Raw genomic sequence first — 401 nt, forward strand, 5'->3', positions numbered from 1 at the left:
TAGGGGACGGTGTTTTCCTTGTGGTACAGGCAGCCGCTGATCAGCGGTTGATCGGGGTCGCCTTCAAGGAAGGTGACCAGCACTTCCATGCCGATGCGCGGGATGGCGATGCCGCCGTACTGGGCGCCGGCCCAGGCGCTGGAGACGCGCAGCCAGCAACTGGTCTTGTCGTCGGCCTGACCTTCGCGGTCCCAATGGAACTGGACTTTGACCCGGCCGTATTCGTCGCAGTGGATTTCTTCACCTTTCGGGCCGGTGACCACTGCGCTCTGGCTGCCGAGGATTCGCGGTTTCGGGTGGCGCAGCGGCGGGCGGTTGGGCACATCCCACGGCGTGGCCTGGAAGCGGTTGCGGTAGCCCTGGTGGAAATCGTCTTTGAGTGCGGTGGTGTCACTGGTCAC

At 64.3% G+C, this 401-nt stretch carries 1 protein-coding gene; it reads right to left on the reverse strand.

Features of this window, described 5'->3' with window-relative positions; genetic code table 11:
- Positions 1-401: type VI secretion system tip protein TssI/VgrG (gene tssI, locus AC4IHP_RS27855; protein WP_490833290.1), on the reverse strand; the 401-nt coding region annotated here is incomplete at both ends.

The sequence above is a fragment of the Pseudomonas sp. UF-293 genome, assembly GCF_058245595.1.